This is a genomic window from Streptomyces sp. NRRL F-6676, assembly GCF_000725625.1.
Classification (GTDB): Bacteria; Actinomycetota; Actinomycetes; order Streptomycetales; family Streptomycetaceae; genus Streptomyces.
In genome coordinates this window covers 16,959-36,568 of record NZ_JOHS01000024.1, presented here as the reverse complement: position 1 = coordinate 36,568, position 19,610 = coordinate 16,959, and the positions used below count along the sequence as shown (strand labels likewise).

The 19,610-nt window shown below is 73.8% G+C and carries 17 protein-coding genes; 11 read left to right on the top strand and 6 right to left on the bottom strand.

The annotated features are described in order from the left end of the window. The first annotated feature begins 25 nt into the window (after positions 1-25). Positions 26-751 carry a GNAT family N-acetyltransferase gene (locus IO29_RS17215; protein ID WP_078618318.1) on the top strand — a complete coding sequence of 242 codons (726 nt, stop codon included), beginning with the start codon at positions 26-28 and terminating at the stop codon, positions 749-751. A gap of 55 nt (positions 752-806) precedes the next feature. On the opposite strand, the gene IO29_RS17210 is transcribed toward IO29_RS17215, so the two are convergent. Together IO29_RS17210 and IO29_RS17205 are read right to left on the bottom strand one after the other, a co-directional pair. After that, entirely contained in the window at positions 807-1,490 is a 684-nt protein-coding gene (locus IO29_RS17210; RefSeq protein ID WP_030380384.1) for a pyridoxine/pyridoxamine 5'-phosphate oxidase, read from the bottom strand. A gap of 446 nt (positions 1,491-1,936) precedes the next feature. Beyond that, positions 1,937-2,584, bottom strand: coding sequence for a TetR family transcriptional regulator (locus tag IO29_RS17205; RefSeq protein WP_078618319.1), 648 nt, complete (start codon positions 2,582-2,584; stop codon positions 1,937-1,939). 161 nt (positions 2,585-2,745) lie between these two features. On the opposite strand from IO29_RS17205, the gene IO29_RS17200 reads away from it, so the two are divergent. The 3 genes from IO29_RS17200 to IO29_RS17190 all read left to right on the top strand — a co-directional run bounded on the left by IO29_RS17200 (position 2,746) and on the right by IO29_RS17190 (position 6,760). Further along, entirely contained in the window at positions 2,746-3,501 is a 756-nt protein-coding gene (locus IO29_RS17200; RefSeq protein ID WP_199806891.1) for an AfsK-binding protein KbpA, read from the top strand. Positions 3,502-3,711: 210 nt separating this feature from the next. After that, on the top strand, positions 3,712-6,081 hold the full coding sequence (locus IO29_RS17195; RefSeq protein ID WP_030380387.1) for a protein serine/threonine kinase AfsK: 2,370 nt from the start codon (positions 3,712-3,714) through the stop codon (positions 6,079-6,081). 118 nt (positions 6,082-6,199) lie between these two features. Continuing rightward, positions 6,200-6,760, top strand: coding sequence for a hypothetical protein (locus tag IO29_RS17190; RefSeq protein WP_030380388.1), 561 nt, complete (start codon positions 6,200-6,202; stop codon positions 6,758-6,760). Between the two features lie 160 nt (positions 6,761-6,920). Here the strand turns inward: IO29_RS17190 and IO29_RS17185 are convergent, their stop codons facing one another. Then, positions 6,921-7,112: a hypothetical protein gene (locus tag IO29_RS17185; protein WP_030380389.1), complete on the bottom strand. Its 192-nt coding sequence runs from the start codon at positions 7,110-7,112 to the stop codon at positions 6,921-6,923. A 240-nt stretch (positions 7,113-7,352) separates the two neighbouring features. Continuing rightward, complete coding sequence (locus tag IO29_RS17180; protein ID WP_030380390.1) at positions 7,353-10,304, bottom strand: SARP-family global regulator AfsR; 2,952 nt, start codon at positions 10,302-10,304, stop codon at positions 7,353-7,355. Positions 10,305-10,554: 250 nt separating this feature from the next. On the opposite strand from IO29_RS17180, the gene IO29_RS17175 reads away from it, so the two are divergent. Further along, positions 10,555-11,061, top strand: coding sequence for a DinB family protein (locus IO29_RS17175; protein ID WP_030380391.1), 507 nt, complete (start codon positions 10,555-10,557; stop codon positions 11,059-11,061). Positions 11,062-11,091: 30 nt separating this feature from the next. Here IO29_RS17175 and IO29_RS17170 read toward each other — a convergent pair whose 3' ends face one another. After that, positions 11,092-11,487: a nitroreductase/quinone reductase family protein gene (locus tag IO29_RS17170; RefSeq protein WP_030380392.1), complete on the bottom strand. Its 396-nt coding sequence runs from the start codon at positions 11,485-11,487 to the stop codon at positions 11,092-11,094. A 156-nt stretch (positions 11,488-11,643) separates the two neighbouring features. Between IO29_RS17170 and IO29_RS17165 the strand changes: the two genes are divergently transcribed. Beyond that, on the top strand, positions 11,644-14,232 hold the full coding sequence (locus tag IO29_RS17165; protein ID WP_030380393.1) for a bifunctional FO biosynthesis protein CofGH: 2,589 nt from the start codon (positions 11,644-11,646) through the stop codon (positions 14,230-14,232). Positions 14,233-14,299: 67 nt separating this feature from the next. On the opposite strand, the gene IO29_RS17160 is transcribed toward IO29_RS17165, so the two are convergent. After that, the gene (locus IO29_RS17160) at positions 14,300-14,917 is read right to left on the bottom strand and encodes a TetR/AcrR family transcriptional regulator (RefSeq protein ID WP_030380394.1); all 618 of its coding nucleotides are present in this window, start codon (positions 14,915-14,917) and stop codon (positions 14,300-14,302) included. Positions 14,918-15,024: 107 nt separating this feature from the next. Here IO29_RS17160 and IO29_RS17155 point away from each other — a divergent pair, with 107 nt between their 5' ends. The 5 genes from IO29_RS17155 (at position 15,025) to IO29_RS17140 (ending at position 19,607) form a co-directional block, all read left to right on the top strand. After that, entirely contained in the window at positions 15,025-15,978 is a 954-nt protein-coding gene (locus IO29_RS17155) for an amidohydrolase family protein (RefSeq protein ID WP_051707790.1), read from the top strand. Beyond that, positions 15,975-16,118 (top strand): hypothetical protein, encoded by a 144-nt coding sequence (locus IO29_RS38545; RefSeq protein ID WP_158709357.1) that lies wholly within the window; start codon positions 15,975-15,977, stop codon positions 16,116-16,118. Before IO29_RS17155 ends, IO29_RS38545 begins: the two co-directional genes overlap by 4 nt. Before the next feature lie 140 nt (positions 16,119-16,258). Continuing rightward, a complete protein-coding gene (locus tag IO29_RS17150; protein WP_030380396.1) occupies positions 16,259-17,374 on the top strand; it encodes an ADP-ribosylglycohydrolase family protein in 1,116 nt (371 codons plus the stop codon). A 99-nt stretch (positions 17,375-17,473) separates the two neighbouring features. Next, complete coding sequence (locus IO29_RS17145) at positions 17,474-18,928, top strand: sensor histidine kinase (protein ID WP_199806890.1); 1,455 nt, start codon at positions 17,474-17,476, stop codon at positions 18,926-18,928. A 7-nt stretch (positions 18,929-18,935) separates the two neighbouring features. Next, positions 18,936-19,607 (top strand): response regulator, encoded by a 672-nt coding sequence (locus IO29_RS17140; RefSeq protein ID WP_030380398.1) that lies wholly within the window; start codon positions 18,936-18,938, stop codon positions 19,605-19,607. The last annotated feature ends 3 nt before the right edge of the window (positions 19,608-19,610 follow it).

The window sequence follows — 19,610 nt, the reverse complement described above, 5'->3', positions numbered from 1 at the left end:
GCGGGGTACGGGTTTCAATGGACCGATGCCCCATATCGACGCACACGTCCCGGCCCGGCCCGGTGACCCCGCCCCGTCCTCTCCCGCCCCGTCCTCTCCCGCCCCGTCCTCTCCCGGCCCGTCCTCTCCCGGCCCGTCCTCTCCCGGCCCGTCCTCTCCCGGCCCGTCCTCTCCCGGCCCGTCCTCTCCCGGCCCGCGCGGCCACGGTCTGCGCCTGCGGTCCTGGGACCCCGGCTCCGACACCGACGCCGAGGCCTGGCTGCGAGGCCACACCGACCCGGAGTTCCGGCGCTGGAACACCCCGCTGCGCCCGGTCCGCGACATCGACGGCGCCATGGAGTCCTTGCGGGCGCGGGCGGAGAGCGTGGCCAAGGGGACGAGCGTCGCGTACTGCGTCACCGACGAGGACAGCGGTGCGGTGCTGGGGCACATCGGCCTCAACGAGATAGAGCCCGTGGTGCGCTGCGGCCGCGTCGGCTACTGGGTGCTGCCCGAGGCGCGCGGGCGCGGGGTCGCCACCCGGGCGCTCGCCCTGGCCGCGCGCTGGGCGTTCACCGACCTCGAACTGCACCGCCTCGAACTCGGCCACGCCCTGGGGCACGAGGTGTCCTGCAAGGTCGCCGAGCGGTGCGGCTTCCGTTACGAGGGGACGCTGCGGGGCGCGATGTTCGAGGCGGAGCGGCACGACGCCTTCCGCGACGTCCATCTGCACGCCCGCCTCGCCACCGATCCGGAACCCGTACTGGGGTGACCGGCGCACGCGTTCCGGCAGCCGTACCGGCCGTGACCGGCGTCCGCGCCCCGGGTCACGGCCACAGCAGCTCCCGTACCCACGCCCCCGCATCCGCCGCCGCCCCCGCCTCGCGCCGGTAGCGCAGGCGGACGTGGCGGCGGCGCGGGTCGCCCTGGAAGAACTCGGCCTCCACCGGGGCCAGCCGGTAGAGGGTCCAGGTGGGGGCCGGGGCCTCCGGCTCCGCGGCGGCCCGCTCCCAGGCCGCGTCCGAGCGCGCCGCCAGCTCCTCCGGCGAGCCCAGCACCTCGCTCTGCCGGCCCACCAGCGCGGCCGCCAGCGCGCCCGTCGAACGGGCGTGCAGATCGGCCGCGCCCTCGGCGGCGGGGGCCCGCGTCACCGGGCCGCGCAGCCGGACCTGACGGCCCAGCGCCGGCCAGTAGAAGCCGAGCGCGGCCTGCGGGCGGGCGGCGAGCTGACGGCCCTTGCGGCTGGTGTCGTGCGTGCCGAACGACCAGCCGGCCGCGTCCGCGCCGTGCAGCATCACCGTGCGGACGTCCGGCAGCCCCTCCTCGTCCACCGTCGCCAGCGACATCGTGTGCGGCTCCCGCTGACCCGCCGCCACCGCCTCCGCGAACCACGCGTGAAACAGCGCGAGCGGTTCGCCGGGCGCCCCGGCCGGGTCGAACCCCCGCAGTTCGGTGACCTCCGGGTCCCACACCCGCAACGATCTCAGCAACGCCTGAAGGTCTTCGGTCATGCGTCGAGTATCACTGGACGAACAGCGGGGGACCCGGTGACGGTCGGCGAGGGCGAGGGCGAGGGCGAGGGCGTACGGCGGGGGTGGCGCTGGGCGGGTCGCTGCTCCCGGCGAGAGCCGCACCTTGGACTTCACGCTCGATCCGGACCGGGCGGGGGAGGGCACGGTGGCGCTGCGGCCGGGGAGGACGGCCCTCGACCGGCGCGATCCGCGGCCGGGGAACGAAACGGCGAGGGTCAAGGTGGAGCGCTGAGCCGACGGCTGTCTGAGCTACCCGGTCTACCTGCGCTGCCTGGACTACCTGCGCTGCCTGGACTACCTGAGCTGCCTGGGCTACCCGGGCGGTCTCGGCGGTCGTCCGTCCGGCCGTCCGCATGACAGGACTCGGACGTCCGGACGGTGGTGCCGGGCGCGCTGTTGCCGCTCTTGCCCCGCCTTGCCGCGTCCTACTTCGTCGGCTTCTTGCCGGTGACGCCCAGGTACACCAACAGGGCGAGGTTGGGCCGCAGTTCGGCGGCCTTGATGCCGAAGGACTGGGGGCCCTTCTGGTGTGAGGCGACCGCCGCGAGCATCGTCACGATGGAGCCGGCCATCGCCGCGGGGCTGACGTCCTTGTCGACGCGGCCCTTGGACTGGAGTTCGGCGATCGCTTCGGAGAGCGAGCCGTGCAGCGCGTTGAGGGTCTTCGATCTGATCTTGTGGAAACGTTTATCCCCTTCCGCGGCACCGAGTTCGACCACCCGGAGGATGGCGTCGTTTTTGCGCCAGAAGTCGAGGAAGCCATCGACGAATTCCTGGGCGGTTCCCCAGCCGGAGCGGCCCACCCAGGAGCGTCCCTCGACCAGCTCGCCCAGCACCGCGCTCTCGCCGGCCATGCGCTCGGCGATCTCCAGGACGGCGCCTTCGACGTCCGGAAAGTACTGGTAGAAGGTCGCGGGTGACGTGCCCGCCTTCCGTGCGACGTCGATGACCTTGACGTCCCGGTAGGGCGAGGAACTGAGCATCTCACCGAGGCAGTCGAGCAGTTTCTGCCGCGTCGCCTGCCCGCGTCGACCGGCCACGCGGCCGTCGACGGTACGCACTTGTCCTGTCATGTCGTCAGCTTACCGAGGGGTGATCGGAGCGCGATTCGGCCGACTGCAAATGGGGAGTGCGGTCTTTGTGACCCCCTTTCCGGGGGGTCGCGCGGCCGGGTGGGAGCCGGCCCGGAGCAACCCCGCGCGCGAGTCGGCGCCCGCGCGGCTACGTTCACCACATGGCCGAAAACCCGCCCCCCGGCACCGACGCGCGAGACTCCGAGGCCGGTCCCGCCTTCGCCGAAGGCGTTCCCTGCTGGATCGAAGTGCAGCTTTCCGACGTCGAGGCCGGGCGGCGCTTCTACGGGGAGCTCTTCGGGTGGAGCTTCGAGGCGGCCGACGACGACGTGTGGTGGGCCTGCCGGGACGGCGGGTCCGTCGCCGCGCTCGCGCCCAAGGGCGACGGGCGGATGCCGACCGTGTGGACCGTGTACTTCGCCGCCCCCGACCTCCCCGCCCTCACCGGACGCATCCGTGCGGCCGGCGGTCAGGTGATCACCGGGCCGAGCGCGGTGGGCGCGCTCGGCGTCATGGCGCTCGCCGCCGACCCCGAGGGCGCCGTCTTCGGGCTCTGGCAGCCCGGCACGCACGCCGGGTTCGCGTGCCGGCACGAGCCCGGCACCTTCACCTGGGCCGAGCTGTACACCCGGGACACCGGCACCGCGAACGACTTCTACGCCGGGCTCTTCCACGACGCCCTGTTCGGCCCCGGCGCCGCCCCCGACTTCGGCCGCGCCGCCGTCGCCGACGTGTTCCCGCCCGAGATGCCCCCGCACTTCCTCGTCCACTTCGGCGTCGGCGACGTGGAGAAGACGCTCGCCACCGTTCACCGTCTGGGCGGCCGTACCCAGGCCGGCCCGTTCGGGACGTCGTACGGCACGGTGGCGGTCGTCACCGACAATCAGGGCGCGTCCTTCGCCCTGCTGGAACGGTAGGGCGCTCCCCGACGTTCACCGGACGCGCCCGCGGGGCCGCGCCCGGCCCTTTTGTCCGACAACACCCCGTTCCGCCCGCGGGTTCGCCTCAGGGGCTCCGGACAGGAAGAATCGGGGTGCGTGCCGCCATGGCGGTGCGGTGGTGAGACGCTGCACGGGGTCGCGTACTGGACGAGGGTCACGCGGGCCGTACGGGGAGGTGGCAGGCAAGTGGTGGATCAGCTGACGCAGCACGATCCGCGGCGTATCGGGCCGTTCGAGGTACTCGGGCGGCTGGGCGCGGGCGGCATGGGGCTGGTCTATCTCGCGCGCTCGGCGTCCGGGCGGCGCGTGGCGATCAAGACGGTGCGCACGGAGCTGGCCGAGGACCAGCTGTTCCGGGTGCGGTTCACGCGCGAGGTGGAGGCGGCCCGCGCGGTCTCCGGCTTCTACACGGCCGCCGTGGTCGACGCCGACCCGCGCGCCGCGGTGCCCTGGCTGGCCACCGCCTACGTGCCGGCGCCCTCGCTCGAGGAGATAGTGAACGACTGCGGGCCGCTGCCCGCCCAGGCGGTGCGCTGGCTGGCCGCCGGTGTCGCCGAGGCGCTCCAGTCGATCCACGGCGCCGGACTGGTCCACCGCGACCTGAAGCCGTCGAACGTCCTCGTCGTCGAGGACGGCCCCCGGGTGATCGACTTCGGCATCGCCTCCGGCGTTTCGAACACCCGTTTGACGATGACGAACGTCGCCGTCGGCACCCCCGCCTACATGTCGCCCGAGCAGGCCAAGGACTCCCGCAGCGTCACCGGCGCGAGCGACGTCTTCTCGCTCGGCTCGATGCTGGTCTTCGCCGCCACCGGCCATCCGCCCTTCCACGGCGCCAACCCGGTCGAGACGGTCTTCATGCTGCTGCGCGAGGGCCCGGACCTGTCCGGGCTCCCCGACGAGCTGCGCCCGCTCATCGAGTCCTGCATGCGGATGGAGCCCACCGCCCGCCCCAACCCCGCCGACCTCCAGGCCCAGCTCGCGCCCCACCTGTTCGGCGCCGGCACCGACGACAGCGGTACGGCCTCGGCGTGGCTCCCGGAGTCGGCCGTCGGCCTGATAGAGACCCGGCGCGGCGGACGGACGACCGTACGGCCCCCGGCACCGCCCGCCCCGCGCGGCGGCGGACCGGCCGCCCCCGTGGTGCCGCCCCCGCCCTCCCACGACCCGGCGCCCGTGCCGCTGCCGGCGACCGCCCCCGGCCCCGGCCCCGGCGGTGCGCCCGACACCGGTCCGGTGCGGCTCGCGGGCGTCCCGGTGCCGATCGGGCCCGGCCCCCGCGTCGTCGACATGCGGGCCACCGCGATCAAGCCGCTGCCGCCCGAGTCCGCGCTCACCGCCAGCTGGTCCAAGCCGCGCCCCGGCGTCAACGGCGCCGACCCGGCCCCGACGGCCGCTCCGCCCGCCCCGCCGGAGGCCGCGCCCGCCGGCTGGCGGCCGTGGCGCTTCCGCATGTCCAACGACGTGTGGGGCACCCCCTCCGTCGCCGGCGACCTCGTCTACGTCACCTCCTTCGAGGTGCACGCGCTCGACGTCGCCACCGGCCGCCGCCGCTTCAAGACGCGCGACGTCGCCTGGTCGATGACGGTCGCCGACGGCCGTATCCACGCCTCCGACGGGCCGACGCTCGTCGCGCTCGACGCCCGCGAGGGCGGCGACCTGTGGCGGGTCTCCACCGACGCCTGGGTCTACTCGCTCCAGGCCGACCGCGGCACGGTCGTCACCGGCACGCGCGGCGGCGGCGTCCAGGCCTGGGAGGCGTCCACCGGGCAGAAGCTGTGGGAACTGACCGGCGCCCAGACCGACTTCGAGGCCCCCGAGGCGGGCCCCGCCGTGCACGACGGCACGGTGTACGTCTGGAAGGACGCCCGGCTGCGCGCGCTCGAGGCCCGTACGGGCGAGGAGCGCTGGTCGTACCCGATCGGCGACGCCGCGTCCTGCGGGGGAGTGCCGGTACGGCTCACCCACGCCCCGGACGGCTTCGTCTACGTCTCGGCCGGCACGCGGGTGATGGCCCTCGACGTGGCCGGCGGGCATGTGCGCTGGCACTTCGAGGCGCCCGCCGTCTTCCTGTGCCCGCCGATGTTCGTCCCCGGCCCGGCGGTCACCGGCGGCGGCGTCTACCTCGCCGACTACCTCGGCACGGTCTACGCCCTCGACGCCACCGACGGCCGTGACCGCTGGCGGATCGCCACGGAGGCGCGGGCCTCGATCGAGCCCGTGCTGGTGGCCGGCGGGCATGTGCACGTCGGCAGCGGCAAGGGGCTCTACACGCTGGACGCGGTGACCGGCACGCCGAAGTGGCGGTTCCAGGCGGGCGGCGACGTCGTGGGCGCGCCGGTGGTCGCGGAGGGCCGCATCCACTTCGGCTCCACGGACCACCTGCTGTACACGCTCAAGGCCGACGACGGCCGGCTGCGGTGGAAGCTGGCGACGGGCGGGGAGATCACGGGGTCGCCGGTGGTGCGGGACGGGGTGGTCTACGCGTGCAGCAAGGACCGGTGCGTGTACGCGCTCGACGCGGAGAAGGGGACCGGTACTGCGCGTACGGCGTGACGTGCCGTCGGCTTTGGGCGCCTAGTGGGGTGGGGGTGCGCCTGACAGCGCGGGTGCGGGGCCGTCGTGGCTTGTCGCGCAGTTCCCCGCGCCCCTTAAAGGCACCTAGGGTGGTCGTATGCGTATACGGGGGACCACACTCAGGCTTGCCGCTGTCTTGGCGCTCGTCGTCCTCGCCCTGACCGGGTTCTCGAGCCGGGGGCACGGTGGGCACGGGCACGGTGGAAGCGGTGGCGGCGGTTGCAGTAGTTCCAGTCAGGATCACGACAGCTACCACGGCAGCGACGACGACAGCGACGACGACTCGTACGGCGGCAGTTCCGGCGGGTACCGGGACCGGGATCCGTACGACGACAACGACGACGACTACTACGGCGACGGCAGCGGCAGCAGCACGGCGTCCTCTCTCGACGACGCCACCGTGGAACTGGTCGACTGCGCGACCACGAGCAGGCCGTACACCAAGGTCCGGGTGACCAACCCCAACGGTACGAAGGGCACGTTCACCGTCACCGTCGTCTTCAAGGCCGACCTGACCTACGAACTCGACACCGTGCGCAAGGACGTCGAGGTGCCGGCCAACGGCACGGTCACCGCGAAGGTGAGACCCAGCGACGACTCCTTCGCCGCCGAGATCGAGGAGTGCGACCCCGCACCGCGGGCCCCGGAAGCCTCCTGACCCACCGTCCCGCGGACACACCTCGGCCCCGGCGTCTCCCCAGACGCCGGGGCCGATCCCCGTGTGGGTCCCTCCCCGTGCGGGACCCGGTTGCGCCCGGCCGCGGCGTGCTCCCCCAAGCGGTGCCGCGGCCGGTTTCCCCCGTGCGGGAGAGGTTCGGTCAGACCGGCTCGTCCGTGGCGTGGACGTTGTCCGTCGACGCCTCGCCGGTGTCGCCGAGCTTCGCCGGCTCGATCGTGGCGTGGACGTTCTTCGCGGCCACGGGCTCGCCCGTCGCGTGCACGTTGCCCTGCGGCTCGGCGACCGGCTCGCCGGTGGCGTGGACGTTGTCCGTGGTGTTCTCGTCGCTCATCTCGAGTTCCTCCCCTGAATGTTGCGGAACAACTGTGCGGTGGAGGGCGGGATCCGCCCGGCAACTCCCCCGTGGACTGCCGGACGGCTCCCGCCTGGCCGGTTCACCATGAGTACCCGGCCACTCGCCGGTCCGCCTGCCCCCCGACGCGACGGCTCGACATGTCGAGAGTGCCGTACGGCGATAAACGAACGATGAACGTCCGCCGCCGGCCCCGACCCGGCCCGGCGAACGCCCCGCTCACGCGACCGACGCCGGGTTCAGCAGCGTCCGCACCTCGTCCGCCTCCGGTGCGCCCAGCGCCTCGAACAGGTCCAGCGCCTCGCGCCAGCAGACCTCGGCGCGGCCGTGCTGCCCTATGCCGTGCAGCGCGCGTCCGAGGGCGGTCAGGACGTTGCCGCGTCGCCAGTCGCCGCCGATGCCGCGCAGCAGCGTCAGCGCCATCTCGGCGTTGGACGCCGCCTGCGCGGGGCGGCGCGCGGTGAGGTCGAGTTCGGCGAGCCGGAAGAGGGTCATGCCCTCCCACAGCCGCTGCCGGGAGTCCCGGAAGACGAGCAGCGCCTGCTGGAGGCAGTCGGTCGCCTCCACCAGCTTGCCGCTCGCGGTGAGCGCGAGGCCCAGCGCGTAGCGGCCGTTGGCGCCCTTGAGGGCGTGCCCCATGTCGTCGTACATCGCCGTGCCCTGGCGGGCCAGCGCGACCGCGCTGCCGGTGCGGCCGGTGGCCAGGTGGATGCGGGAGAGGTTGCACAGGGCGCTCGCCTCGCCGGGCCGGTCGCCGAGCGCGCGGAAGCTCTCGATGGCGCGGGTGAAGTGCTCCTCGCCCTCGTCGTGGCGGTTCTGGTAGAGCGCGACGACGCCGCTGATGTTCGACGACCAGCAGCCGGTGAGCGGGTCCCCGGCGGCCCCGGCCAGTTCGGTGGCCCGCCGGGCCTCCTCCACCGCCACGTCGAAGCGGCTGCCGGAGATGTGGTGGACGAACGCCAGCGCGGTCAGCGCCCGCGCCTGGGTGCGCGCGTCCCGGGTCTCCTCGGCGACGTCCCGCAGCAGTGCCGCGACCGCCTTGTACTCGCGGGAGTTGGCGCCCGACTCGGCCAGGTCGACCGCCGCCCACAGCACGTCGGCGGCGCGGCGCAGGGTGCCGGGGCGGGCGGACTGCCGTACACAGGCCAGCAGGCAGACGGCCTCCGCGTACAGCCAGTCCTGCGCGGCGTGCCGGTCGGAGAAGGTCAGCCCCGGATAGGCGGCCCGCTCCAGGTGGTCCACGAGCCGGTCGCCGGGCCGCTCGATGGCGTACACGCCCGCGACCGTGGCCAGGTAGAAGTCGAGCAGCCGGGACAGCGCCTCCTCCCGCTCGCCGGGGGCGCTCTCGTCGCGTTCGGCGCAGGAACGCGCGTAGAGCCGGACGAGGTCGTGGTAGCGGTAGCGGCCGGGCGCGGCCGATTCCAGCAGGGACATGTCGACGAGGGACTCCAGCAGGTCCTCCGTCTCGTCGGCCGGCAGGTCCAGTACGGCGGCCGCGGCGGCGAGCGAGAGGTCGGGGCCGTCGGCCAGGCCGAGCAGCCGGAACGCGCGCGCCTGGGCGGGCTCCAGGGCGCCGTAGCCGAGTTCGAAGGTGGCCTTGACGGCGAGGTCGCCGGCGCGCAGCTCGTCCAGCCGGCGGCGCTCGTCGGCGAGCTTGGCGGCCAGCACCGACACCGTCCAGGTGCGGCGGGCGGCCAGCCGGGAGGCGGCGATGCGGATGGCGAGCGGCAGGAAGCCGCAGGCGGCGACGACGTCGAGCGCGGCCTGCCGCTCGCCGGCCGCCCGCTCCTCGCCGACGATCCGGGTGAAGAGCTGGAGCGCCTCCTCGGGGGACATCACGTCCAGGTCGACCAGGTGCGCCCCGGCCAGGTCGACCATGCGGATGCGGGAGGTGATCAGCGCCGCGCAGCCCTCGGTGCCGGGCAGCAGCGGGCGGACCTGGGCGGCGTCACGGGCGTTGTCCAGGAGGACGAGGACGCGGCGGCCGTCCAGCAGCGAGCGGTACAGGGCCGACCGCTCGTCGAGGGAGTCGGGGATCGCGGAGTCGGCGGTGCCGAGCGCGCGCAGGAAGGAGCCGAGGACGGTCTCCGGTTCGGCGGCGCGGGGTCCGGCGCCCTGGAGGTCGACGTAGAGCTGGCCGTCGGGGAACGCGGCACGCGCCTGGTGCGCCACGTGCACGGCGAGGGTGGTCTTGCCGACGCCGCCGATGCCGGCCAGCGCCGAGACGGCCATCACCCGGCCGTTGCCCTCGGCGGAGGCGAGGACGTCGCCGAGCTCGTTGACGAAGGACGCGCGGCCGGTGAAGTCCGGCACGGTGGCCGGGAGCTGGGCGGGCCGTACGGGGGCGGCGGCCGGTTCCTGGGCGGGCGCGGGGGGCTCGGCGAGGGCGGGGTCGGCGCGCAGGATGCGCTGCTGGAGCTCGCTGAGGTCCGGGCGGGGGTCGACGCCGAGCTCCTCCGCGAGGAGGCGGCGGGTGTCGGCGTAGACCGCGAGGGCCTCGGCCTGCCGGCCGCTGCGGTACAGCGCCAGCATCAGCAGTTCGCGCAGCCGTTCGCGCAGCGGGTGGGTGGCGGTCAGCGCGGTGAGCTCGGAGACGGCCTCGCCGTGGCGGCCCTGCTCCAGGTCCATGTCGAGCCGGGACTCCAGGTGTTGCAGCCGCCACTCCTCCAGGCGGGTGCGCTGGGTCTCGGCGTACGGGCCCGGGACGTGCGCGAGCGATTCGCCGTCCCACAGGGCCAGCGCCTCGTCGAGCAGCGCGCGGGCCCGGGCCAGATCACCGGAGGAACGGGCCTTCTCGGCGTCGGCGACGAGTTCCTGGGCGCGCAGCAGGTCCAGCTCGTCGCCCTCGGACAGCCTGAGCGCGTAGCCGCCGGACTCGCTGTGCAGCACCCCGGAGCCGAGCGTCTTGCGCAGCCGGGAGGCGTAGGTGCGGATGGTGGCCAGGGCGCGGGAGGGCGGTTCGTCGCCCCACAGGGCGTCGATCAGTTCGGACGCGGTCGCCGTGCGGCCCTCGCGCAGCAGCAGCGCGGCGAGCTGGGCGCGCTGCTGGGGCGAGCCGGTGGGCAGCGGTTCGCCGCCGCGCCAGGCACGCACCGGGCCGAGCACGCCGAAGCGCAGCGCCGCCGTCTGCTCGGCCCGCCCCTGCTCCGGCACCCGCGGTCCACCGTCCATCGCCGCCTCCGCCCCCCTGCGCCACCGACATCATGTCAACGAGGCAAGTCTGCCCTGTCCTTGGCGAATGCGTCAGCCGTGCGAGACCGCGATCACAGGCGGCCGTACGGCATACCACCGAACCCGCACACGCTCCCCACACGTTCGCACGTGGAAATGGAGCCCGTGGGGCCCGAGTGGGGGACGGCTGTCCCGCCCGGGCCGGGAAATGCCTCGACAGCGGGCCCGGGGATCGGGGACCCTTCGCGCGATGACCAGAATCGACGACACGCCTCCCGCGTGGGACGAGCGCACCCAGCTCACCACGTTCCTCGACTACGCCCGCGACACGGCCCGTGTGAAGTGCCAGGGGGTCTCCGCGGAGCACGCGCGCAAGGCACTGCTGCCCGGCTCGCCGCTGATGACCATGAGCGGGGTGATCAACCATCTCCGCTGGGTCGAGTACTACTGGTTCCAGGTGGTCTTCCTCGGCGAGGAGGACAAGGGCCCCTGGACGGAGGAGGACCCCGACCGCGAGATGCGGATCGCCGTCGACTTCCCGCTGCCGCAGTTGCTCGACGAGTACGCGGAACAGAGCGCCCGGTACCGCGATCTGGTGGTCCGCAACGCCCTGGGCAACCGGGCCCGGCGCCCCGTCCGCGACGGCCTCCACGTCGACCTGCGCTGGATCCTCCTCCACCTCACGGAGGAGACGGCCCGCCACAACGGCCACCTGGACATCCTGCGCGAGATGCTGGACGGCACGACGGGCGACTGAGCCCTCTGCGGCGAGCCCGTGTGAGGCCGGTCAGCCGTCCAGATCCACCCGCACGGTCAGCAGGTTCGTCCCCAGCGCCCGGACGACGCCGCTGTTGCCCCGGGGCAGCGTGCGCAGCCGGGCGACGGGGTCGTCGTCGGGCAGCGGGTGCGCGGTCCCGGTGTGCCAGCGCCCGCGCAGACGTACCCGGACCCGGGGGTCGGCGAGGATGTTCCGCACGTACTGCGCGCGCTCCCCGAACTCCGACACCAGCCAGAACGCGTCCCCCACCCGCCGCCCCCCGACCGGTGTGCGCCGGGGCAGCCCGGACACCCTTCCGGTGGTCTCCAGCAGCACCTGACCCGGCATCCGCCGCGTCAGCGGATTGGCGACGTACCGCTGGAAGGCGGTGGTGAGACGGAAACGGAGATCGACGTCACGGGTCATGATCCTTACGGCTCCTTCGGGGCGGCGGACGCGGACGGGACCGTACGGCCACCCTACGCATTCCCCGGTCACTCGTACGATGACCCGCGCACTCCGCCCGCCCACTCGCCCCGCCGCCCCCGTTCCCCCTGATCACCGCCTACGTATCCTCGAAGGATGACGACTTCCGCGACCTTCGGGACCGGGTACCCCAGCGAGAACTCCATGCGTCGCGCGCTCAGGCGCGCCCGGGACGGCGTCGCGCTCGACGTCGCCGAGGCCGCCGTGCTGCTGCGGGCGCGTGGCGCGGCGCTCGACGATCTCGTCGCCTCCGCCGGGCGCGTGCGGGACGCGGGGCTGGAGGCGGCCGGCCGGCCCGGGGTCATCACGTACTCCAGAAGCGTTTTCGTCCCCCTCACCCGGCTCTGCCGGGACAAGTGCCACTACTGCACCTTCGTCACCGTCCCCGGCAAGCTCCGCCGCGCCGGGCACGGGATGTTCATGTCGCCGGACGAGGTCCTCGACATCGCCCGCAAGGGCGCCGCCGCCGGCTGCAAGGAAGCCCTGATCACCCTCGGCGACAAGCCCGAGGACCGCTGGCCCGAGGCCCGCGAGTGGCTCGACGCGCACGGCTACGACGACACGATCGCCTACGTCCGCGCCATCTCCATCCGCATCCTGGAGGAGACGGGGCTGCTGCCCCACCTCAACCCGGGCGTCCTGAGCTGGACGGACTTCCAGCGGCTCAAGCCCGTCGCGCCCAGCATGGGCATGATGCTGGAGACCACCGCCACCCGCCTGTGGTCCGAGCCCGGCGGCCCCCACCACGGCTCCCCGGACAAGGAGCCCGCCGTCCGGCTGCGGGTCCTGGAGGACGCCGGCCGCTCCTCCGTGCCGTTCACCTCCGGGCTGCTCATCGGCATCGGGGAGACGTACGAGGAGCGCGCCGAGTCGCTGTTCGCGCTGCGCCGCGTCTCCCGCGCGTACCACTCGATCCAGGAACTGATCATCCAGAACTTCCGCGCCAAGCCCGACACCGCGATGCGCGGGATGCCCGACGCGGAACTGGACGAACTCGTGGCGACGGTGGCGGTGGCGCGGCACATCATGGGGCCGGCCGCCTGCCTCCAGGCGCCGCCCAACCTCGTCGACGACGAGTACGAGCGGCTGATCGCCGCCGGGATCGACGACTGGGGCGGGGTCTCGCCGCTCACCATCGACCACGTCAACCCCGAACGCCCCTGGCCGCAGATCGATCTGCTGCGCGAGCGTTCCGCCGGCGCCGGGTTCACGCTGCGGGAACGCCTGTGCGTCTACCCGGAGTTCGTGCGCCGCGGCGAGCCCTGGCTCGACCCCCGGCTGCGCCCGCACGTGGCGGCCCTCGCCGACCCGGAGACCGGGCTCGCCCTGGCGGACGCCCTCCCGCGCGGCCTGCCCTGGCAGGAACCCGAGGAGGCCTTCACCGCCACCGGCCGCACCGACCTGCACCGCACCATCGACACCGAGGGCCGCACCGCCGACCGCCGCGACGACTTCGACGAGGTCTACGGCGACTGGGGCGCCCTGCGCGAGGCCGCCGTCCCCGGCATGGCACCCGAACGCCTCGACACCGATGTCCGCGCCGCGCTCGCCACGGCCGCCGACGACCCGACGAAACTCACCGACGACGAGGCCCTCGCCCTGCTCCACGCCGACGGCCCGGCCCTGGACGCCCTCACCCGTATCGCGGACGACGTGCGCCGGGCGGCCGTCGGCGACGACGTCACCTACATCGTCACCCGCAACATCAACTTCACCAACGTCTGCTACACCGGCTGCCGGTTCTGCGCCTTCGCCCAGCGCCGCACCGACGCCGACGCCTACACCCTCTCCCTGGACCAGGTCGCCGACCGCGCGCAACAGGCGTGGGACGTGGGCGCGGTGGAGGTCTGCATGCAGGGCGGCATCCACCCCGACCTGCCCGGCACGGCGTACTTCGACATCGCGCGGGCGGTCAAGGAACGCGTCCCCGGCATGCATGTGCACGCCTTCTCCCCGATGGAGGTCGTCAACGGCGCGACCCGCACCGGGCTTTCGATCCGCGAGTGGCTGACCGCCGCGAAGGAGGCCGGCCTGGACTCCATCCCCGGCACGGCCGCCGAGATCCTCGACGACGAGGTCCGCTGGATCCTCACCAAGGGCAAGCTCCCCGCGGCGACGTGGATCGAGGTCGTCGAAACGGCCCACGAACTCGGCATCCGGTCCTCGTCCACGATGATGTACGGCCACGTCGACCAGCCCCGGCACTGGCTCGGCCACCTCCGCACCCTCGCGGGCATCCAGCAACGCACCGGCGGGTTCACGGAGTTCGTCACCCTGCCGTTCATCCACACCAACGCCCCGGTGTACCTGGCCGGCATCGCCCGCCCCGGCCCGACCAACCGCGACAACCGCGCGGTCACGGCGATGGCCCGGCTCCTCCTGCACCCCCACATTTCCCACATCCAGACCAGCTGGGTGAAGCTGGGCACGGAGGGCGCCGCCGAGATGCTCCGCTCCGGCGCCAACGACCTGGGCGGCACGCTGATGGAGGAGACCATCTCCCGCATGGCGGGCTCCTCCTACGGCTCCTACAAGTCCGTACGCGACCTGATCGCCGTCGCCGAGACGGCCGGCCGGCCGGCCAGACCCCGCACCACGCTGTACGGCGAGGTCCCGCCCGAACGCCAACAGGCGGCGGCGTCCTCGGACGGCCATCTGCCGGAGCTGCTGCCGGTGCTGGAGTAGTACCCGCGGCCGACGAGAGGCGGACGCGGGCCCGCCGGCACCGGCGGGCCCGCACCGCGCACGGGCCTCACTCGCCGGTGCCCGGTGCGCACGCGCGCAACAGCCGCAGTGCGGCGTCCAGGGACTGCCTCAGCCTCTCGACCGACCGGGACGCCTGCATGAGGACGAGGCCCCCTTGGGTGAGGGACAGGACGGCGGCCGCGAGCTGCCGCGCGTCCGTGTCGGCCGCCAGGTCGCCGTTGCGGCGCATGGCGGCGATCCCCCGTTCGAACGCGGCGGCCCACGCGTCGTACCCGGCCTCCATCAGCCGCGCCGCGGCCGGGTCGTTCTCCGCGAGCTGCGGGACGAGCGAGCCCAGGGGACACCCCCCGGCCGCGCCACGGGCCGTGTGCACCGCGAGCAGGTGATCGCGCCACCGCTGCCAGGACTCCCAGGAGTCCAGCGCCCGGAGTTCGGGGCCCTGGTCGTCCAGCGCCTGCCGCGCCTGTCTTTCCACGACGGCTCTGAGCAACTCGGCCCGCCCGTCGGGGAAGTAGTGGGCGATCTGGCCGTGGCTGGTCGAGCTGGCCGCCCGCACGTCGTTGATCCCCACCGACGCGATGCCGCGCTCATGGATCAGCCGTGCGGCCGCGTCGATGATGCGGGACCGGGTCGCGGCCCCCTTCGCCGTCCATCCTTCGGACACGTCGTCTCCTTCTCCCCGGACAGCCTACCGAAATTTCTGGTGTTGCCTACCCAGAAACCCGGTGCTAGCTTTTTGGATAGATCAACCCAGAAACCGAGAGGCTGCTCATGCCCAAGATCGACGTGCACACGCACTTCCTGCCGGAGCCCTACATCGAGACGCTGGTCCGGCACGACATCAACTGGACCGGCGGGGTCGACCTCGAACCGTGGACCCCGGCAGCCCACCTGCGCTTCATGGACGACTGGGGGATCGACGTCGGCGTGCTGTCCTGTCTCGCCGAGACCGGCGTCTACTTCGGCGACCAGCGGGAGGCCGACGAACTGGCGAGGAACGTCAACGACATCGGCGCCGACGTCGTCCGCAGGCACCCGAAGCGCTTCGGCGTGTTCGGCGCGGTCCCGCTGCCGGCGGTGGACTCCGCCCTGGCCGAGATCGACCACATCTACGACGATCTCGGCCTGGACGGGGTGTACGTGGTCTCCCAGGTCGACGGGACCTATGTGGGGGACCCGAAGTGGGAGGCGGTGTACGACGCGCTCGACAAGCGGGGCGCCACCGTCCTGCTGCACCCGGTGGAACCGAAGCAGACGCCCGACCTGCCCTGGCAGCACTGGATCGGCGAGTACGTCTTCGACACCACGCGCGTCTTCATGACCCTCGTGTTCAACGGCGTGCTGGACCGCTATCCCCACATCAACTGGATCCTGTCGCACGGCGGGGGCACCGTCCCCTACCTCGGCCACCGGCTCGCCGCCGCTCCCCGGGTCGTCGCGGCCTACCGGGAACTCGTCCGCCGTCCGATCCCGGAGTACCTGCGTTCCGTCCACTACGACGTGGCGGTGGCCGACTCCCAGGTCCAGATCAACACGATGGCCGACGCCGTCGGCACCGACCGGATGCTCTTCGGCACCGACTGGATCTACGCCGACAAGCTGTTCGACCACGCACGGACCGGGGAGCACGACCTGACGCGCCTGCTCGGGGCCGACGCCGCACGACGCGTCGCGGGCGACAACGCGCTCCGTATCCTTCCCCGCCTCGCGGAACGCCTGCGGTGAGCACGGTCCTCACGTGTCTCTACGGCCTGGCGGGCGCCGTGGGCCTGATCATGGGCACGACCACGGCCCTCCGCGCCGCCGCACTGCTCTCGGCGCTGGTCTGCGCCGCGCGCCTCGTCCTCCTGCCCCGCCTGCGCTGACCTGACGGCACGCCACCGCGCCGCGCCCCCGCCGATGTGGGGGTGTGGCGCAGGTGGGCCGGGGGGCCGAAGCACAGCGTCTCCGTTCGATTACAGTGCCTGCCGTCGGGCATGCGGACGGTGGCCGTGAGGAGGCCTGGGTGGGTGCGACAGCCGGTGCCGTCTGGGGCCGTACCGAACAGCAGGACTTCCGCAGCCGGGTACGCGGAACCCTGCTCGGCGCCGCCCTCGGCGACGCGCTCGGCACCCCCCTCGACGCCCTGTCCACGACCCGCATCCACGAGGAGTACGGCACCGACGGCCCCGTCGAACTCGCCGTCCACCACGGCCGGCGCGGCACCGTCTCGCACCTCACCCAGCTCACCCTGTTCACCCTGGACGGCCTCATCCGCGCCCAGGTCCGCCGGGACACCGGCGCCTGGCACCCGCCGACCGACCTGCACCGCGCGTACCGCCGCTGGGCGGCCACCCAGCGCGACTGGGGCCCGGACCTGCGGCGCGCGGAGGACGGCTGGCTGGCCCACGAGGAGTGGCTGTACGCCCGCCGCGCCCCGACCCGGGCCTGTCTGCTCGGCCTCGGCGACGACGTGATGGGCACCCCGGCCACCCCCAAGAACCCGGCGGCGGTGGGCCCCGAGGCGGTGGCCAGGTCCGCGCCGTTCGGGCTGCTGGTGGGCTGGGAGCCGCAGCTCGTGCTGCAACTCGCCCTGGAGTGCGCCGCCCAGACCCACGGGCACCCCACGGCGTACCTCGCGGCGGGCGCGTACGCCGTCGTCGTGCACGCGCTGGCCCGCGGCGAGGACGTGGACGCCGGGGTGCAGCGCGCACTGCACCTGCTGTCCGTACGGCCGGGGCAGGCGCCGGTGGCGGAGGCGCTGCAACGGGCACTGGGGGCGGTGCGGCAGGGGCTGCCGTCGCCGGGGCGGGTGGAGGAACTGGCGGACGGCGGCTCGGCGGAGCGGGTGCTGTCGGCGGCGGTGTACTGCGCGCTGGTGGGCGAGGACGTACGGCACGGGCTGCGCCTGGCGGTACGACACGGGGGTGCCTCGGGCACGGTGGGCGCGCTGGCCGGGGGCATGCTGGGCGCGCTCTACGGAGAGACGGCGCTGCCCCCGGCATGGCTGGTGGAACTGGAGGGCCGCCCCACGATGCTCGTCCTCGCGGACGACTTCGCCATGGAGATGACCCAGGGCCCGTCCCTGCACACACCGACGGGGGCGGCCCCGGGCTGGCTGGCCCGCTACCCGCGGGCGTGAGGGGACCCCGTGAAAGGGGCTCCGGGGCACGCCGTCCGCCGGAGCGCATACGACTTTCGGCAGTGTCGGACGGCGCCCGATGTCCGTACCGTCGCCTTCGTGCACAGGACGACGAGCGACGGTGACACGGCGTCCGGGACCGCCGCGCTGCGGCGGGCTGGGGACCCCGGGCTCCTTCTGACGGCGGCTGCCGCGGCGGCCGCCGGTCTGAGCGTGGTGAATCCGTGGTGGGCCGTCGCGACCGCCGTCGCCGCGTTCCTGGCGGGGCGGCGGCCCGGACGGACCGCGCCGACGGCGCTCGCCCTGACGGCGATCCTCGCGGCCGGCGTGGTGGCGCTGTCCGTCGCGCCGGCCTGGCTCCCGCTGGCGGGCCGGTTCGTGACGGTGGTGGTCCTCGCCACGATGCTGCCGTGGTGCGCGGGCCGGTTCTGGTGCCAGTACCGGCAGCTCGTCCGGGCCGGCTGGGAGCGTGCCGAGCAACTGCGGCGTGAACAGCGGCTGATCGCCGACCAGGCCCGGCTGCGCGAGCGGGCGCGTATCGCCCAGGACATGCATGACGTGCTCGGCCATGACCTCAGCCTCATCGCCCTGTCGGCCGGTGCCCTCAAACTGGCGCCGGACCTCGAAGAACACCACCGCGGGGCCGCGGGCGACATCAGGGCCAGAGCCGCGGCCGCGGTGGAGCGCCTCGGCGAGGTGATCGGAGTGCTGCGCGAGGAGGACGACTCCGCGCCGGGGGACCCGGGCGGCGCCGGGCTCACGAGGCTGGTCTCCGAGGCACGCACGGCCGGTCTCGCGGTGGACCTGCGCATCGACGGCACGGCGGACGACCTGCCGCCCGTGGCCGGACGGACGGCGCACCGGGTCGTGCGGGAGGCGCTGACCAACGTCGCCAAGCACGCGTCCGGCGCGAGGGCGACCGTCCAGGTGACCCACACGGCGACGGAGACGAGGGTCGTGGTGGAGAACGGCCCGCCGTCCTCGGCGGCCGATCCGCAGCCCCGGCCCCGCGCCGGAGGGCGTGGCCTGATCGGTCTCGAAGAACGCCTGCGACTGGCCGGCGGTTCGTTCGCCCACGGCCCGCGCGACGGAGGCTACGAGGTCCTCGCGCGCATCCCGCACACGCCCTCGCCCCTCTCCTCCGTTCCACCGCCGCCCGCCGCATCCGGCGGTGACGGGGTCCCGAAGGAACACCGCCGCGCCCGGCGCCGCGTCCACCGGGCCCTGGTCGCCGCGGTCATGGTGCCCCTCGTGACGGGAGCGCTGCTGAGCGGCGCGCTCGTGGGCTGGGAGATGTTCTCGGCGTCACGGTCGGTCCTGGAACCGCGCGACTACGCCCGCCTGCACGTGGGGCAGGATCGCTCCGAGGTGCGGCGTTTCCTGCCGGACCGGCAGACGGACTACCGACCGCTGACTCCCGAGCCGACAGGAGACGGCACGACGTGCGAGTACTACGCGATGACGGCCGACCGCTTCGACGACCGGTCGGGCGACGCCTACCGGCTCTGCTTCCGGAAGGACACCCTGGTGTCCCTGGACACGATCACCCCGTGAGCGTCCGGTGATCCGGGTGCTGATCGCTGACGACGAGCCGATGATCCGCGCGGGGGTGCGCGCCGTTCTCGCCACGGACCCGGACATCGACGTCGTCGCCGAGGCCGTCGACGGGCACCACGCCGTGGAGCTGGTCCGGCGCCACCGTCCCGCGGTGGCCGTGCTCGACATCCGCATGCCGGGGATCAACGGCATCGAGGCGGCCGCGGAGATCCGCGGCACGGTGCCGGCCACGCGTGTCCTCATGCTGACGACCTTCGGCGAGGACGACTACATCCTCCAGGCGCTCGGCGGTGGTGCGGCGGGCTTCCTGATCAAGTCGGGCGAGCCGGAGGAACTGATCACCGGGGTCCGCGCGGTGGCCGAAGGCGCCGCCTATCTGTCACCGAAGGTCGCGGCCCGGGTCATCACGCACCTCGCCGCCACGGGTGCGGGCACCCTGGCCGGCCGGCGCTCCGCCGCCCGCGACCGGGTCGCCGCCCTCACCGCCCGGGAACGGGAGGTGCTGGCCTTCCTCGGGAGCGGCCTGTCCAACGCGCGGATCGCCCGGCGGCTGCGCGTGGTGGAGGGAACGGTCAAGGCCCATGTGAGTTCCATCCTGGCGAGGCTGGGTGTGGACAACCGGGCCGCTGCCGCGGTCGTGGCCCACGAGGCCGGGATCGTTCCGCCCCAGTCCTGACGG